The organism is Neobacillus niacini (genome assembly GCF_030817695.1).
Lineage (GTDB): Bacteria > Bacillota > Bacilli > Bacillales > Cytobacillaceae > Neobacillus > Neobacillus niacini_F.
The window spans coordinates 4,293,899-4,309,134 of the sequence record NZ_JAUSZQ010000002.1 but is presented as its reverse complement, the minus strand read 5'-3'; the positions used below and the strand labels follow the sequence as shown (position 1 = coordinate 4,309,134).

17 protein-coding genes are annotated in these 15,236 nt (G+C 37.9%); 11 read left to right on the top strand and 6 right to left on the bottom strand.

Going from position 1 to position 15,236, the window contains the following annotated elements; all coding sequences use genetic code 11:
• Nucleotides 1-156: 156 nt before the first annotated feature.
• On the top strand, nt 157-1,209 hold the full coding sequence (locus QFZ28_RS21630; protein WP_307196562.1) for a YkvI family membrane protein: 1,053 nt from the start codon (nt 157-159) through the stop codon (nt 1,207-1,209).
• Nucleotides 1,210-1,251: 42 nt separating this feature from the next.
• Here QFZ28_RS21630 and QFZ28_RS21625 read toward each other — a convergent pair whose 3' ends face one another.
• Nucleotides 1,252-1,863 (bottom strand): CPBP family intramembrane glutamic endopeptidase, encoded by a 612-nt coding sequence (locus QFZ28_RS21625; protein ID WP_307196561.1) that lies wholly within the window; start codon nt 1,861-1,863, stop codon nt 1,252-1,254.
• Between the two features lie 151 nt (nt 1,864-2,014).
• Between QFZ28_RS21625 and QFZ28_RS21620 the strand changes: the two genes are divergently transcribed.
• On the top strand, nt 2,015-2,134 hold the full coding sequence (locus QFZ28_RS21620; protein ID WP_257029191.1) for a DUF6254 family protein: 120 nt from the start codon (nt 2,015-2,017) through the stop codon (nt 2,132-2,134).
• Nucleotides 2,135-2,375: 241 nt separating this feature from the next.
• Here the strand turns inward: QFZ28_RS21620 and QFZ28_RS21615 are convergent, their stop codons facing one another.
• Nucleotides 2,376-2,564, bottom strand: coding sequence for a YkvS family protein (locus QFZ28_RS21615; protein ID WP_063251529.1), 189 nt, complete (start codon nt 2,562-2,564; stop codon nt 2,376-2,378).
• A gap of 232 nt (nt 2,565-2,796) precedes the next feature.
• Here QFZ28_RS21615 and QFZ28_RS21610 point away from each other — a divergent pair, with 232 nt between their 5' ends.
• The 9 genes from QFZ28_RS21610 to QFZ28_RS21570 all read left to right on the top strand — a co-directional run bounded on the left by QFZ28_RS21610 (nt 2,797) and on the right by QFZ28_RS21570 (nt 11,353).
• On the top strand, nt 2,797-2,991 hold the full coding sequence (locus QFZ28_RS21610; protein ID WP_307196560.1) for a hypothetical protein: 195 nt from the start codon (nt 2,797-2,799) through the stop codon (nt 2,989-2,991).
• A gap of 64 nt (nt 2,992-3,055) precedes the next feature.
• Complete coding sequence (gene glpK, locus QFZ28_RS21605; protein WP_307196559.1) at nt 3,056-4,546, top strand: glycerol kinase GlpK; 1,491 nt, start codon at nt 3,056-3,058, stop codon at nt 4,544-4,546.
• A 54-nt stretch (nt 4,547-4,600) separates the two neighbouring features.
• On the top strand, nt 4,601-6,253 hold the full coding sequence (locus tag QFZ28_RS21600) for a glycerol-3-phosphate dehydrogenase/oxidase (RefSeq protein ID WP_307196558.1): 1,653 nt from the start codon (nt 4,601-4,603) through the stop codon (nt 6,251-6,253).
• 342 nt (nt 6,254-6,595) lie between these two features.
• Entirely contained in the window at nt 6,596-6,862 is a 267-nt protein-coding gene (locus QFZ28_RS21595) for a phosphocarrier protein HPr (RefSeq protein ID WP_307196557.1), read from the top strand.
• On the top strand, nt 6,862-8,574 hold the full coding sequence (ptsP, locus tag QFZ28_RS21590; RefSeq protein WP_307196556.1) for a phosphoenolpyruvate--protein phosphotransferase: 1,713 nt from the start codon (nt 6,862-6,864) through the stop codon (nt 8,572-8,574). The genes QFZ28_RS21595 and ptsP overlap by 1 nt, the downstream gene beginning before the upstream one ends.
• Before the next feature lie 150 nt (nt 8,575-8,724).
• Nucleotides 8,725-9,510 (top strand): SDR family oxidoreductase, encoded by a 786-nt coding sequence (locus tag QFZ28_RS21585; RefSeq protein WP_307196555.1) that lies wholly within the window; start codon nt 8,725-8,727, stop codon nt 9,508-9,510.
• Between the two features lie 88 nt (nt 9,511-9,598).
• Nucleotides 9,599-10,072, top strand: coding sequence for a hypothetical protein (locus tag QFZ28_RS21580; protein WP_307196554.1), 474 nt, complete (start codon nt 9,599-9,601; stop codon nt 10,070-10,072).
• Between the two features lie 155 nt (nt 10,073-10,227).
• Nucleotides 10,228-11,106: an NAD(P)-dependent oxidoreductase gene (locus QFZ28_RS21575; RefSeq protein ID WP_307196553.1), complete on the top strand. Its 879-nt coding sequence runs from the start codon at nt 10,228-10,230 to the stop codon at nt 11,104-11,106.
• 67 nt (nt 11,107-11,173) lie between these two features.
• Entirely contained in the window at nt 11,174-11,353 is a 180-nt protein-coding gene (locus QFZ28_RS21570) for a hypothetical protein (protein ID WP_215040604.1), read from the top strand.
• Between the two features lie 34 nt (nt 11,354-11,387).
• Here QFZ28_RS21570 and QFZ28_RS21565 read toward each other — a convergent pair whose 3' ends face one another.
• From QFZ28_RS21565 to QFZ28_RS21550, 4 genes are all read right to left on the bottom strand, one after another.
• Nucleotides 11,388-12,542: an aminotransferase A gene (locus tag QFZ28_RS21565; protein WP_307196552.1), complete on the bottom strand. Its 1,155-nt coding sequence runs from the start codon at nt 12,540-12,542 to the stop codon at nt 11,388-11,390.
• A gap of 135 nt (nt 12,543-12,677) precedes the next feature.
• A complete protein-coding gene (locus QFZ28_RS21560) occupies nt 12,678-13,154 on the bottom strand; it encodes a YkyB family protein (RefSeq protein WP_373428096.1) in 477 nt (158 codons plus the stop codon).
• Nucleotides 13,155-13,285: 131 nt separating this feature from the next.
• Nucleotides 13,286-14,164 (bottom strand): metallophosphoesterase, encoded by an 879-nt coding sequence (locus tag QFZ28_RS21555; protein ID WP_307196551.1) that lies wholly within the window; start codon nt 14,162-14,164, stop codon nt 13,286-13,288.
• 207 nt (nt 14,165-14,371) lie between these two features.
• On the bottom strand, nt 14,372-15,160 hold the full coding sequence (locus tag QFZ28_RS21550) for a C39 family peptidase (protein WP_307196550.1): 789 nt from the start codon (nt 15,158-15,160) through the stop codon (nt 14,372-14,374).
• Between the last annotated feature and the right edge of the window lie 76 nt (nt 15,161-15,236).

Sequence of the window (15,236 nt, the reverse complement as noted above, 5' to 3'; positions counted from 1 at the left end):
ATATTTGACCTTATGCAATTAGTATAATTTGACCTTTTTTGACTTTCAAGAGGTTTGCCTATGGTAATTTTTTCTTCTAATAAATTGGGCTTGTTTCAAAAAAGCTCGTCTTTGTTTGTCCTCTTGCTCATATATTGTAGTTGAGGGGGAGATGAGGTGAAAAAAAATTGGTCAGCAGCATTTCAAATCGCCGCAGTATACGTGGGTACAGTAGTTGGGGCGGGATTTGCTACAGGAAGGGAAATCGTTGAGTTTTTCTCTCGGTTTGGCTTCATTGGCTTTCTAGGTATTTTGTTGAGCGGCTACCTCCTTATCGTGTTAGGGTCAAAGTTAATGAGAATTGCTGCTCGAATTAACGCAGTTTCATATCAGGAATTTAATGTACACTTGTTTGGAAAATGGGCAGGCAGGGGTATTAATATAATCATGCTTTTTATGCTTCTTGGAGTAAGTGCAGTCATGCTTGCTGGCGCAGGAGCAGTGTTTGAAGAGCAATTAGGCCTTTCGAAGAATTTAGGGATTTATATAACCATATTTTTGTCCTTTATTGTCATGCTGATTGGTACAAAGGGGTTATTTGCAGTCAATTCGTTTGTTGTACCTATTATGGTGTGTTTCAGTCTTATGTTAATGTCACTTTCGATTAAACAGTCTGATTTTGTAAATCACTTGTTATATGTACCACAAACGGAGGATAGCTGGAAAAGTATATTAGCGCCCTTTTCTTATACAGCATTAAACCTAGCATTAGCACAAGCTGTGCTTGTTCCAATTGCAAATGAAATTAAAGATGATTGGACAATAAAGTGGGGAGGAATTTTAGGAGGGGCAGCGTTAACTCTTATTTTAATATCCAGCCACTTTACCTTGATTATGCTGCCGAATGTAGAGCTCTATGAGATACCGATGGCGATCATTATGAAACAAATAGCGCCTTTTTTTTATTGGATATTTGTCCTTGTTATTTATGGAGAAATCTTCACTTCGGTCATTGGAAATGTCTTTGGACTGGACCGTCAGTTAAAGCAGTTTGTTCAAGTTCCTACTATGATAACGATATCAGCTATTTTCATCGTTTCTTATATGATTAGTCTGATAGACTATAGCAAGCTATTGTCAAATCTTTATCCATTGTTTGGCTATATTAGCCTAATCTTTTTCATCCTTTTATGGAGGAAGCCTCTAAACGATAAAGAGAATAAATTATAAAAATAGGAAAAGCATTGTCCGTTAGTTTGACATGTGCTTTTCCTATTTTAATGGCAAAATAATAAAAATCATAATGTCAAAGACGATATGCGAAACAATTACTAAAGGCATACTTTTCTTCCATAAATATAGTGCACCCCACATAAGACCGGAAAGAAATGCAGCAAGCATTAGGATAAGTGTTCCCGAATAAATATGAACAGAAGCATAAAGCAAAGCCGCAATTAAAATACTCTTGAATGGACCGAAATAGCGGAGTAGTCTTTTTTGAACAAATCCGCGCCAAAAGAGTTCTTCCCCAGGAGCTGCGACCAAAATAAGTGCAAGGTATTGCCAAAATAACGCAGGAGCAAACCAGCGGTAAAGTTTTTTTATACTATTTTCGAAAGGTAAATTTAGCAGGTCAAAGGCTTGTACGCCCAGCCAAAATAATAAATAGAGAAGTAATCCCGATATTGTCCCTATGGAGATATATTTGAAAAAAGACGCTTCATCTTCAACATCTTCTTGAAACATCGCATATGTTATTAATATAAGGAGTGACCCAGTAAATATGTACCAGAATATGGCTCGGTCATGAAAGGTGAAATACATAAGAGCATGGGCAATTACAAAACCCGTGATGAGCCGAACATCCAAAAAGCTATACTTCATTTATCTAATACCTCCTTTCTAACAATAAAATTTATTTTAACAAAAAAAATTTATGAAAGGAAATGTTTACATCACACTTTTGAAGTAATCGGATAAATAAGAAAAAAGAAATTGCAAAAAATATGAAGGTGAACGGAAAGGAGGAAGAACAATGACAAAATCCCAAAGCCAACAAGAGCGGCAATGGACCGTCCGAAAACAAGACCAAAACCCGCACGGAAAAGTAAAATCAAAAGATGAGCTATTAAAAGAAGCTGGACGAGATAAATAAAATATGGCTGTGTTAATGATAAATGTTGATTTTGGCACCCTGTTGATTGGAGCGGAAGGCACGAAGACTCCTGCGGGAGGACGGGGCAGGGGAGACCCCGCAGGCGCTTCAGCGCCGAGGAGGCTCCCCGGACCGCCCTAAGGTGCGCGAAGTGCCTGGAGCGGAAATCAACAGACCCATTTAACACAGCCTAAAAAATAAAAAGGCAGCCCCTGGCTGCCTAATCTACAAAATTTTCAATTTAATAAGCGCTTTCTTTTACTATCTTATAATTTTTATGGTTTACAACAGTCCGCTGATCCAATTCCAAGTCACGATAATTATCCATAAGTGTTAGGTCGACTATTACAGAGTTTTCATTGACCTTTTCTACAATACCTTTTAATCCGCCGCGGAATTCAATGACATTTCCTACTTCTGCTTTTTTCAATTAGTCTCTCTCCTTTACCTGACAATCTATATATATTCATTTAAGTAACAGTTTGCACTACTTTGTATGTTTCGTAAAGGATTTTTTTTGACAATTTTGTTAATTATTAATAAAAATCATGAAAAAATGCAATCGTTTACATTTTGTGAAGAAATTTTTATAGAATACCGTGCAAATATTTACTACAATAATGGTCCTTGCTATAAAATGGGGAATAAAGGTGGTGCCGTTTATGAATGAACAATTTGTGCAAGAAGTTTTGGAAAAATTAAAAAAAGGTGAGCTGTCAGAATTTTATGTTAAGAAAGAAGACTTTATGGATTTTCGCCAAGTACTTGTGAAAAGGGATGACTTTAAACATTTTCGAGGCATAGGTCAAAGAGGTGGAGATGTTTTATATCAATATTTGGAGGAGCCTAGAAGCTAATAGAGAATAATCTAATCTAGTATTGTAAATAGAAAATAACCATATAGTGAATAGGGGGATTTTTTTGGAGACGTTTATTCTCTCTATAGACCAAGGGACAACAAGCTCACGGGCTATTCTTTTTAATAAGCAGGGGGAAATTGTTTTTAGTGCACAAAAAGAGTTTACTCAGCATTTTCCTAAACCTGGCTGGGTGGAACATAACGCAAATGAAATTTGGGGCTCCGTTTTATCTGTTATTGCAGAGGTATTGTCTGAATCGGGAATAAAACCGGAGCAGATTGCCGGAATAGGCATTACAAATCAACGGGAAACTACGGTGATTTGGGATAAGGATACGGGTGAGCCTATTTATAATGCAATCGTTTGGCAATCAAGGCAAACGAGTGAAATTTGTGAGGAATTGAAAGCACAGGGCTATGATGATCTTTTTCGCTCAAAAACAGGTCTTTTAATAGATGCCTATTTTTCAGGAACAAAAGTTAAATGGATTTTGGATCATGTCGATGGTGCGCGTGAAAAAGCATTACAAGGTAAGCTTTTATTTGGAACCATTGATACCTGGATTGTATGGAAACTTTCAGGAGGACGTGCACATATAACGGATTACTCCAATGCCTCAAGGACATTAATGTTTAATATTTATGACCTCCAATGGGATGATGAATTATTGAAGATATTGGACGTCCCTAAATCTATGCTGCCTGAAGTTATGCCCTCATCCGCCATTTATGCGAAAACAGTTGATTATCATTTTTTCGGAAGGGAAACACCCATCGCAGGGATTGCTGGTGATCAGCAAGCTGCACTTTTCGGGCAGGCGTGTTTCGAAAAAGGTATGGCTAAGAATACTTACGGTACTGGTTGTTTTATGCTGATGAATACCGGTGATAAAGCCGTTCGGTCTAAAAATGGCTTATTGACAACTATTATCTGGGGACTTAACGGTAAGGTTGAATATGGCCTTGAAGGAAGTATTTTTGTTGCTGGTTCTGCTATTCAATGGCTCCGTGATGGCTTAAGGATGTTTAAAGACGCTAAAGATAGTGAGTCTTATGCATTGAAAGTGAATTCCACAGAGGGTGTATATGTTGTACCGGCATTTGTAGGGTTGGGGACGCCTTACTGGGATAGTGATGTACGAGGCGCTGTGTTTGGCTTAACAAGAGGAACGACAAAGGAGCATTTTGTCCGCGCAACACTCGAATCTTTAGCCTATCAAACCAAAGATGTACTATCTGCTATGGAAGCAGATGCTTTAATAACGTTAAAAACCCTTCGTGTAGACGGTGGTGCTGTAAAAAATAATTTTTTAATGGAATTCCAAAGTGATATTTTGAATGTACCAGTAGAAAGACCGAAAGTTAGTGAAACAACTGCACTTGGAGCAGCATATCTGGCAGGGCTGGCGGTAGGTTTCTGGGAAAGCCGGGACGAAATTTCAAAGCAATGGGTAACTGATCAGAAATTCGTTCCGAAAATGACCGATAAGAGACGAAGTAGTCTGTATAATGGATGGACAAAGGCTGTAGAAGCTGCGATGGTCTTTAAATAAAAATAGATAAATTACATTCCAATTATCGTCTTTTTTCTATTTAGGGGGAGAAATATGAAGTTTTCTAACATAAATAGGAATGAAATGATTGAAAGCCTGAAAGAGAAGGAATTTGACGTTTTAGTGATTGGCGGTGGGATTACTGGAGCCGGGATTGCATTGGATGCCACAACTAGAGGGATGGCAACTGCACTAGTTGAAATGCAGGATTTTGCTGCTGGTACATCAAGCCGTTCGACAAAATTAATCCATGGCGGACTTCGTTATTTAAAACAATTCGAAGTGAAAATGGTGGCTGAAGTGGGGAAGGAGCGTGCCATTGTTTATGAAAACGGTCCTCATGTGACAAAACCTGAATGGATGTTACTTCCGATTTATCAAGGAGGAACCTTTGGCAAGCTAAGTACTTCCATAGGCTTAAGAGTTTATGATTTTCTTGCGGGTGTGAAAAAAACTGAGCGAAGGGTCATGCTTTCGAAAGAGCAGACTTTAGAAAAAGAGCCTATGTTAAAGAAAGAAGGATTAATTGGCAGTGGATACTATGTCGAGTATCGTACGGACGATGCACGTTTAACGATTGAAGTTTTAAAGAAAGCATATGAAAAGGGCGCTCTGCCAATTAATTATACAAAAGTCATTAAGTTTATTTATACAAAGAAAACAATAAACGGAATAGTAGTCAAAGATGAGATTACTGGAACCCAGTACGAGATTCGTGCGAAAAAAATTGTTAATGCAGCTGGGCCTTGGGTGGAGGAAATACGAGAACTGGACCATTCTAAGAAGGGAAAAACGCTGCAACTGACAAAAGGTGTCCACATTGTTATTGATCAAGGACGATTTCCTCTAAAGCAGTCTATTTATTTTGATACCCCTGATGGCAGGATGATTTTTGCAATACCTCGAGAACAAAAAACCTATGTCGGCACAACAGATACATTTTTTAACGAGGATAAACTTCATCCTTTCATAACTGAAAATGAACGAGAGTACTTAATTAATGCCATTCATTATATGTTTCCTGAGATGGATATTCAAGATGATGACATTGAATCAAGCTGGGCTGGGCTGCGCCCGCTGATTTTTGAGGAAGGCAAGAAAGCTTCTGAAATTTCTAGGAAGGATGAAATTTGGGAGTCAAAATCGGGGCTGCTAACGATAGCAGGAGGAAAATTAACAGGTTATCGAAAAATGGCCGAAGCAATTGTTAATTTGTTAGCAGTAAGTTTGTCCAAACAAGAAAATACCAGTTACAAAGAATGTCTAACGAAAAATTTGCCTGTTTCCGGTGGTGATGTAGGGGGAGCAGCAAATTTTCCTGACTTTATCTCTCAAAAAGCGGTAAAGGGAGTAGAATATGGTCTTACTAAAATAGAGTCACAATGGTTAGCTTCCATATATGGCTCAAATATCGAAGAGGTTTTTCATTTATTCCTTGAAAATAAGGCAGAGGCATTAAAATATGGCATCCCTAACATGCTTTTTGCTAAGCTCGTTTATGCGTTACAGTGTGAAATGGCTGTCACACCAACTGATTTTTTTACTCGCAGAACTGGAGATGTCTTATTCAATATTCAGTCGGTCCATTTGTATAAAAAACCAGTTATAGAGTATTTGGCAGATAAATTGGAATGGAATGATACGGCTAAAGTAAAATATACGGAAGAACTAGAACTTGCTTTGAAGAGTGCAGTAGGTACTGTTTAAGAAATAGCAATAAATTGATCTAGTTGAAGAGCTGCCTAATAGGTAAGCTTTTTTTGTGTCTAAATAGATTATTTAATGGCTAATTTGTGAACTTTTTCCAAAAAACGTTTTGTCGATTTTTTAATGCGCTTACAAAAATTAATATAGGTTGTCTGTAAGGTTTGAACATGTTATTCTAGCAAATGTATGAAATTATAATAATAAAATGAGGCTCGCAGCTTACATACTTCATTTTCTTTTGGAGAAAATATAACAATTAGCTCATTTGTCTTAACTGACTATAAGCTGTTAGAAGAATAAGCCAGCATCATTTTACATTAATCAGAAGGAGTTTGATTTAACATGGCAGAAAAACAATTTAAAGTAACAGCTGATACAGGGATTCACGCTAGACCAGCAACATTACTAGTACAAACAGCAAGCAAATTTGATTCAGAAATCAATTTAGAATATAAAGGCAAAAAAGTTAACTTGAAATCAATTATGGGTGTCATGTCTTTAGGAATTGGACAAGGTGCAGATATTGCTATCAGTGCAGAAGGCAGTGACAGTGAAGAAGCTTTAAGAAGTCTAGACGAATTATTGAAAAAAGAAGGACTGGCTGAGTAATGGCATTTTTACAGGGAATTGCTGCTTCTAATGGCATTGCCATTGCAAAAGCATATCGATTAGTAGAACCAAATTTATCATTTGATAAAAAGTCAATTGAAGATACTGCTTCAGAGGTATCTCGTTTTCAGTCTGCTATAACGAAATCTAAAGCAGAACTAGAGGCTATTCGTGATCGCGCCCATATTGAATTAGGTGCAGATAAAGCAGCTATCTTTGAAGCACATTTACTTGTTCTAACGGATCCAGAATTAAATGGACCGATAGAAGATAAGATTAAGTCGGAAAAAGTAAATGCTGAAGCAGCATTAAAAGAGACGGCTGACATGTTTGTTATGATGTTTGAGCAAATGGACAATGAGTATATGAAAGAACGAGCTGCGGATATCCGGGATGTTACAAAGCGTGTTCTTTCACATTTACTTGGCGTGCAGTTGGTAAACCCTAGCATGATTGCCGAAGAAGTAATCATTGTTGCAGAGGATTTAACTCCGTCCGATACTGCTCAATTAAACAGACAGTATGTATTAGGATTTACTACTGATATTGGCGGACGTACTTCGCACTCTGCCATTATGGCTCGTTCCATGGAAATACCGGCCGTTGTAGGTACAAAAACAGCTACAGAGGAAATCAACAATGGTGACTTGGTCATTGTCGATGGTCTGAAAGGTGAAGTACATATTAACCCGACTCCAGAACTTGTGGAAGAATACCGCAATATCCATCAACAATTTGAGGCTCAAAAGACTGAATGGGCAAAGCTTGTGAATGAAAAAACGCTATCAGCGGATGGACATCATGTTGAATTAGCGGCTAATATTGGTACTCCTAATGACCTAAAGGGTGTCCTTGCAAACGGCGGGGAAGGTGTGGGTCTATACCGGACTGAATTCCTTTACATGGGCAGAGACCAGCTTCCTACGGAAGAAGAACAATTCGACGCTTATAAAGCGGTCTTAGAAGGAATGAATGGGAAGCCAGTTGTGGTTCGAACATTGGACATCGGTGGCGATAAAGAGCTTCCATACCTTCAGCTTCCAAAAGAGCTTAATCCATTTTTGGGATTCCGAGCTATTCGCTTGTGCTTAGAGGAACAGGATATTTTCCGTACCCAGCTTAGAGCGCTTCTCCGCGCCAGCAGCTATGGAAACTTGAAAATCATGTTCCCAATGATTGCAACTCTGGATGAGTTCCGTGAGGCAAAAGCGATTCTTGAAGATGAAAAACAAAAGCTTATTGCTGCTGGCCAAACGGTAGCAGACAGAATTGAACTGGGAATCATGGTTGAAATTCCATCAACTGCCGTTTTAGCAGATCAATTTGCAAAAGAGGTTGATTTCTTTAGTATTGGAACAAATGACTTAATCCAATATACAATGGCAGCAGACCGGATGAATCAGCGTGTATCCTACCTTTACCAGCCATATAGCCCATCGATTTTACGATTGGTTAAGATGGTTATCGATGCAGCACATGCAGAGGGTAAATGGGCAGGAATGTGCGGTGAAATGGCTGGTGACGAAACAGCAATCCCACTTCTTCTTGGTCTTGGGTTAGACGAATTTTCAATGAGTGCAACGTCTATCTTAAAAGCACGTTCACAAATTAAAAAGTTGACTAAATCCGAAATGGAAAGCCTGGCTAACCAAGTCTTAAATATGCAGACAACATCTCAAGTAATTGAAGCAGTTAACGCAGCTACCAAATAGAAACGATTTTAAAGAGACAGAATGATTCTGTCTCTTTTTTTGTGTAGGTTGCAGGAATTAGAGGAAATTTTTAGTATAATGATGATAGACAAGTTCGAAGGAAATTTTTAGTATAATGATGATAGACAAGTTCGAAGGAGGATGGAATGCATGGATTTGAATTTGAACGGGAAAACAGCGCTTGTTATGGCTTCTAGTCAAGGCTTAGGCTTTGCTATCGCTGAAAGATTAGTCCGAGAAGGTACGAATGTAATGATCTCTGGCCGAGATGAGGAGAAACTTAAAAAGAAGGCTGCTGAATTAGAATCAATTGGACTTGGTAAAGTTGCTTTCCAAAAAACAGATATCACGAAAACCGGAGATATTAAAAGGCTGGTTTCTAAAACGATCGAGGTATTTGGAAGTCTTCATTTACTAATCAATAATGCTGGTGGTCCGCCCGCTGGCACTTTCGAGGATTTAACCGATGATGATTGGCAGAACGCGTTTGAACTAAATTTGTTATCTTATATTCGAGCTATCCGTGAAGCATTACCATACATAAAGGAGCAAGGTGGTAAGATTCTTAATATCGCCTCGTCTTCAATAAAGGAACCTATACCAGGTTTAATACTCTCCAACACCTTTCGAACAGGGATCGTAGGGCTCTCCAAAACATTAGCTTCAGAATTAGCAGCTTATAATATATTAATTAATACGATAGCACCTGGACGAATTGCTACCGACCGTGTGAGACACTTAGACCAGTTTACTGCAGAGAAACAGGGAGTGGACGTTGAAAGTGTTGAGATGTCGATGAAAGCACAAATTCCTCTAAGGAGATATGGAACGCCTGAGGAATTTGCCAATGTTGCAGTATTTCTCCTATCAGATGCGAATACCTATATGACCGGAAGTTCTTTTTTAGTTGATGGCGGTATGATTAAATCCATTTAACTCTCTGGGGCCTTCCAATAATCAAACTCGTTTAACGTTTATTACCAGTAATAATTGGCTAAGGTAAAAACATAAAGGAGTGTTTATCATGCGGAGAAGTAAAAAGATGGTTATTGTGTTAGTAAGTATGATCCTTTTGGGAACATTACTTACTGGATGTGGACTTCCTCTATCAAAGGAACTAATTGTCAATCGTTATGCAGATGCTTTGTTAACAAAGAATAACGAACTTCAATTTCGGTTTAGAATTAATAATGAAATATTAGATAGACATGAATTATATAAAGTGAAAGTTACCATCCATGATGATCGCTTGGCTTCAGCAATCGGAAAACGTGAAATCATATATGGTGAGGAACAAGTTCTTAATGGTGAATATTTAGAGGTAAGGGGTAAAAGTGAAAAATATATATTCATGGATCCACTTCCGTTAAAAGATGACTTGCACATCCATGAGCTTCAAAACATGATAGAAAAAAATCAGGCAGTATCAATAGAGATATATAACAATCAAGAAGTTTTTGGAAGGGTCTATTTAACAAATTTTTCTTCTGAGCTCTGAAATCGTGTTTATCACTTTTTTATCTAGGAGAGAATAAAAAGGTGCATAAATTTGGAGATTGAGCACGATAACCGGAAAGTACTTAGTTCCGGTTTTTTTGCGTTATTAATTATATAATTAGAAGTGAAAACTTGATAATCGGAGGATTGATATATTTGTTTACTCCAGAAAATACTGTAATTGGCTTTATAGGGACAGGCGTAATGGGGAAAAGCATGGCTAGACATCTGATGGGTGCGGGCTATCCATTAATTGTTTATTCAAGGACAAAGGAAAAAGCAGAGGATTTAATAGAACAAGGTGCTGCTTGGGGTGAAACTCCACGAGATGTGGCTCTAAAGGCGAATGTAATCATTACCATGGTTGGCTATCCCTCAGATGTTGAAGAGATCTATTTGGGGGAAAATGGATTAGTTAATCATGCGAGAGCAGGCAGTTATCTCATTGATATGACAACCTCAGCTCCATCACTTGCAGTAAAAATATTTAAAGCAGCAAAGGGACTAGGCATACATACGATTGATGCTCCTGTTTCTGGAGGGGATGTAGGTGCAAAGGAAGCGAAGCTATCGATAATGGCTGGCGGAGAGGAAGAGCATGTGGAAGCAATAAGACCATTGCTTAATCTGTTGGGAACCAATATTGTTTATCAGGGGAAAGCTGGAGCAGGGCAGCACACGAAAATGTGCAATCAAATTGCGATTGCTTCTAATATGATAGGGGTTTGTGAAGCGATCGTATACGCTGAAAAAGCAGGATTAAACCCAGATTCCGTTTTAAAAAGTATTACGACCGGGGCTGCGGGAAGCTGGTCATTAAGCAATCTTGCACCAAGAATGCTTCAAGGTAATTTTGAACCAGGGTTTTACATAAAACATTTTATTAAGGATATGAAAATTGCCTTGGATGAAGCCGAGCACATGGACATGGAAGTTCTAGGTTTAACTTTAGCAAAGAAACTCTATGACCAACTTGCTGAAATGGGCGAGGAAAATAGCGGTACGCAGGCTCTTTATAAATATTGGAAGTCATAACAGGCTTGTATAAATAGCTCCTATTTTCAGAAACTATGATAGAAGCTGAAATAGGAGGAAACTTTTTATGGCAAAAAGAACGAAAAAGAATGATCCGCAGCAAAAGAATAAAAAGGGATTCGATTCTGCTGTATTAAATGAAGAATTCGCTCATGAGATGGGCTCAGCAGCAACAAATAAAATTCATAAAGATAAAGCTAAAAAAGAAAAAGCATCTAAAAATAATGGTAAATATAAAGGTCAATAATAAAACTACCCTCACTGCAGCAGTGAGGGTAATTTTATTTTTTCGTATTTAAAAAGTTCTCTATTCGGTTCAATCCAGTTTCAAGGGATACTAGTGAACAGGCAAAAGATAATCGAAAATAACCTTCACCGTATTCAGAGAATGCACTTCCAGGAACTACGGCTACTTTTGCTTGATGAACCATCTCTAGAGCAAAGTCAAAACTGTTTAATTGAATGAATTCAGGGATCTTTACAAAAAAGTAAAATGCCCCATCGGGCTTGACGACTTGAAGCCCCATTGCAGTTAAACGGTTATAAACATAGTCGCGTCTTATGATATATTCCTTTTTCATCGGAATGGCATCATCGATTCCCGTTGTTAAAGCGGCTAAAGCTGCTTTTTGTGCAATTGAAGTGGCACAGGAAACGTTATATTGGTGCACCTTTAAAATGTGCTTGGTAATGTCTTTAGGTGCATATATGAACCCTATTCTCCACCCGGTCATTGAATGAGATTTTGATAAGCCATTAATTACAATCGTTTTCTCTTTTAAAAACGAAGCAATGGAAATATGGGATTGATCATAAGTTAACTCACTGTATATTTCGTCTGCAAGTACGAATATCTCTCTCTCTTTCAAATAGTCAGCTATTTCTTTTAACTCTGTCTCTGTAAGACTGACTCCTGTTGGATTAGATGGATAGGGCAGGACAATACAACGTGTCTTATCGGTTATGTAGGGTTTAATCATGTCTAAGGTAAATCGAAAGTGATTATTCCTAATATCGACATGAACTGGTACTGCACCACACATCCGTATGATGGGTTCATAACCAGGATATATTGGTCCAGGCAAAATGACTTCTGTACCTTCCGCTAGTATTGTTCTAAATGTGATATCAATGGCTTCACTTGCTCCCACCGTAACAATTACTTCCGAATCTGGCTCATAGGAAAGATTGTATTTCTTTGCGACAAAATCGCAGGCAGCTTTTCGTAATTCGCTGATACCTGCATTATGGGTATACGAGGTGAAATTTTCCTCAATCGCTTGCATACCAGCCTGTTTCACATGCTCCGGTGTCTTAAAATCTGGCTGACCAATCGTTAATGAAATAACATCATCTATGTGTGAAACCAAATTATAAAATTTTCTGATACCTGAAACTTCAATTTCTTGAACTTTGGTATTAATTAAATGCTCCACTCTTATTCATCCTTCCATCGCTTACATCAATACTTTTGATTATAAACAGATTTATAGAAATATTCTACAATAATGGGCAGTAGCGATATTCTTAAACGTAAAATAACGTAAAAAAGACGGATTAGTCCGGCTTTTTTACGTATATCTTTCCCCTAACTTTTTAAAAATAGGTTTTTGGTAGGGGCGGTTTTTTGGTGTGCTTGAAGGGGGCTGTTCGATTTCTTTAATTCCGGTATATGCCTGTAAAACCGATTTTGCCTGGCTCAGTGAAAGTGAGGTTTTGGGATTTCTTACACTTCCATCTAATTTACCCAAATGCGGCAGTTCAGCAAAATCAGACTTGGTAGGAGGAATATGAAAAGTATAATGCCCACATTCGACGAGGACGTCGGATTGTTGCTTACTATTACGTGGATTTTGCGAAAAATGAAGGCCAATTTTTTTTGCTTTTCCTTCTTCTATCAATTTCTTTAATGATTCATGTTTTAATTTGTATAAAAATTTGGGGTTTGGAGCTGTTTTTGCATGGCGATTAACAATAAAGAGAGCTTGTGAGAGGTTATCGATTGTTAGCTTTCCTTTTGTATAGGGGTGTTTTCTATCATCAGTCAAAATAGGGTACTCCTTTTATTTTTATATTAACTATCTTTATTATTATTAATTGTAAATTAGAAATACAAGAAAGTAAAAACATTATTGTAAAAAATAAAAAAATCCTTATCCAATCAATGGCAAGGATTCTTTTAATCTTTTCCTGATGTGATGAGAGTAAAAACCGTTAATTCAGGTTTCGCCATAAAGCGAAAGGGCAGGCGGGTAGTACCTATTCCTCGATTTACATATAATGATAAGGGATTGTTCTCGCCAATTGAATATAGCCCCTCAGGGTAATTCTGTGCAAACGGCGGGATTACCAGTGCACCAACAAACGGTATTTTTACCTGTCCCCCATGACTATGCCCGCTTAATTGCCAATGTATCCCATAAGATAAGGCTTCATCAGCAACATCGGGAGCATGCGATAATAGAAGTTTAAATGAATCCTCAGGTACCTGTTTCATAGCTGTTTTCAAATCGGGTCTTCCCAGCATGCGGTCGTCTATGCCTAGGAGAGAAATAGAGCTGCCGTCTGTTTGTTTAATTAGCAGTGATTCGTTTAGCAAGACAGTAAAATTAGATAATTCCATTAGGTTCCGATAGATTTCAGAACCATAACCCCCATGATCATGGTTTCCATAAATACAGTATTTACCGATAGTGGCGTTTAATTGCTGCAGGATGAGAGCGACTTTGTTAATTTCATCATATTTATTCGGCTCGTCCAATAAATCTCCTGTAAAAAAAATCAAGTCAGGTTCCAGTTGATTAATTCTTTCAACCAATTTTTTAAATTGGTTTACATTATAATGAAATCCTAAATGTGTATCACTAAATTGGACAATTTTGATGCCGTTAAAACTAGTGGGAATTAAGGAATGTTTGATTTCGAGTTTATTGATTTCTAAAAGTGAAGGTTCTACACGATTGGCATAGAAGTAACCTCCGGAACCAAGCCCGAGAACTGTAAGGAATGTACCAAAGGTACGTTTCAAAAAAGTTCTCCTTTTCATTTTTTTTGCCATAATTGTCAACCAACCTATCTCCGATTTTTATATCTGGTATTAATAGAGAGTCATTCGTATTTTCGTTAAAATTGGACGAATTTGCAAGTAATATGATAATGAAAATTTCAAATAAAAAAGTATATACTAGTTCATATTCTTTAATGGACAAAAAATACATAAAAGCAGCCATTTTTTGGCTGCTCCTGTGATAACTTTTGCCTTTTCTTATTTATAACTAATTGCCCTGCTCTGGAGAGCTTTCCATGATTCAATAAATTGATTTTTTCCTACTCTTACTTGTTTTTTGCCGGAAAGTGGATCATTCAAATATACATTGTTTGCATCGTACCCTACAAGAACGACTGCATGCAGATCTAGAGGTGTTTTTATCACTTGCTGTCCATGGTTCCATGACTCCCAGCGGTCAGGTAACCGGTAATCTCCTGTCGTCCAAACTACTACGGGATACCCGGCAGAAATATGCTCTAGAAGCCGTTCAAATGGCTGATTGGTTAAATTTATTGCTCTTCCAGGCAGCTTTTGGTTCACGAGTGCTTCCATGGGTTTATCAAAGACGGCATAACCAGCCTGCCTTCCCGTCATATCTCCAACAAAACCATCAGCAGGATTGCCCCAATTTAATATATCGCCGTTTGTTCCTCTTTTGATAGGGTCAGGATCTTTTTGAATGGAACGATACAAATCCATTTTGTCCGTATTGACTCCTGCATGATTCAGAACCATTGCAAGGCTTGTTACTTCACAACCATATTTGAGTTCTGGATTTTGTTTTATTAAGACAACGTCCAGCATTATTGAGTCCTTTTTAGCTGGCTGATTGATAACTTCTGTATGACCAGGGACGGGATTTCTCGTTTTCCTGATGGAAGGGCTTGGTACCTGTTCATATTTTTCCGTGTAGCTGTGTTTCTCTGATTGTTGCAAAACAGCTTCATCGGTATTGTTACATCCAAAAAGTGGAAGAATGGAGACCGCCAAACAAAGTTTCTTCAAAAGTTATCCTCCAATCATATGGACTTGGTTTTATCATTTGGTTGTTTAAGATTTGCTATGATGGTATCCTTTTGGA

Coding starts and splice junctions, on each gene's coding strand:
- QFZ28_RS21625 (WP_307196561.1), bottom strand. CDS start 1,863: ATGAAGTATAGCTTTTTGGATGTTCGGCTCATCACGGGTTTTGTAATT.
- QFZ28_RS21620 (WP_257029191.1), top strand. CDS start 2,015: ATGACAAAATCCCAAAGCCAACAAGAGCGGCAATGGACCGTCCGAAAA.
- QFZ28_RS21610 (WP_307196560.1), top strand. CDS start 2,797: ATGAATGAACAATTTGTGCAAGAAGTTTTGGAAAAATTAAAAAAAGGT.
- QFZ28_RS21600 (WP_307196558.1), top strand. CDS start 4,601: ATGAAGTTTTCTAACATAAATAGGAATGAAATGATTGAAAGCCTGAAA.
- QFZ28_RS21595 (WP_307196557.1), top strand. CDS start 6,596: ATGGCAGAAAAACAATTTAAAGTAACAGCTGATACAGGGATTCACGCT.
- ptsP (WP_307196556.1), top strand. CDS start 6,862: ATGGCATTTTTACAGGGAATTGCTGCTTCTAATGGCATTGCCATTGCA.
- QFZ28_RS21585 (WP_307196555.1), top strand. CDS start 8,725: ATGGATTTGAATTTGAACGGGAAAACAGCGCTTGTTATGGCTTCTAGT.
- QFZ28_RS21580 (WP_307196554.1), top strand. CDS start 9,599: ATGCGGAGAAGTAAAAAGATGGTTATTGTGTTAGTAAGTATGATCCTT.
- QFZ28_RS21570 (WP_215040604.1), top strand. CDS start 11,174: ATGGCAAAAAGAACGAAAAAGAATGATCCGCAGCAAAAGAATAAAAAG.
- QFZ28_RS21555 (WP_307196551.1), bottom strand. CDS start 14,164: ATGGCAAAAAAAATGAAAAGGAGAACTTTTTTGAAACGTACCTTTGGT.